Origin of the sequence: Mesorhizobium sp. M0106, assembly GCF_040322715.1 — a bacterium.
Classification (GTDB): domain Bacteria; phylum Pseudomonadota; class Alphaproteobacteria; order Rhizobiales; family Rhizobiaceae; genus Mesorhizobium.
Map to the genome: position 1 here is coordinate 1 of NZ_JAMYUA010000142.1, position 641 is coordinate 641.

The window sequence follows — 641 nt, forward strand, 5'->3', positions numbered from 1 at the left end:
AACATGGGCGCGCAGATGGTCCGCGAAGTTGCTTCGAAGACCAACGACATCGCCGGCGACGGCACCACCACCGCGACCGTTCTGGCACAGTCGATCGTCCAGGAAGGCCACAAGGCGGTTGCCGCCGGCATGAACCCGATGGACCTCAAGCGCGGCATCGACCTCGCCGTCGCCGACGTCGTCGCGACGCTGATCAAGAACGCCAAGAAGATCAAGACCTCGGAAGAGGTTGCCCAGGTCGGCACCATCGCCGGCAATGGCGACGTGTCGGTCGGCTCGATGATCGCGGAAGCGATGCAGAAGGTCGGCAATGAGGGCGTCATCACCGTCGAGGAAGCAAAGACCGCCGAGACCGAGCTTGAAGTCGTTGAAGGCATGCAGTTCGACCGCGGCTATCTCTCGCCCTACTTCGTCACCAACGCCGAGAAGATGGTTGCGGATCTGGAAGACGCCTACATTCTTCTCCACGAGAAGAAGCTCTCCAACCTGCAGGCCATGCTGCCGATCCTCGAGGCCGTCGTGCAGACCTCGAAGCCGCTGGTCATCATCTCGGAAGATGTCGAAGGCGAGGCCCTGGCCACGCTGGTCGTCAACAAGCTGCGCGGTGGCCTGAAAATCGCCGCCGTCAAGGCGCCGGGCTT

At 62.4% G+C, this 641-nt stretch carries 1 protein-coding gene; it reads left to right on the forward strand.

Features of this window, described 5'->3' with window-relative positions; genetic code table 11:
- Positions 1-641 (forward strand): TCP-1/cpn60 chaperonin family protein (locus NKJ55_RS35490; RefSeq protein ID WP_352453939.1); only part of this gene is annotated, 641 nt, incomplete at both ends.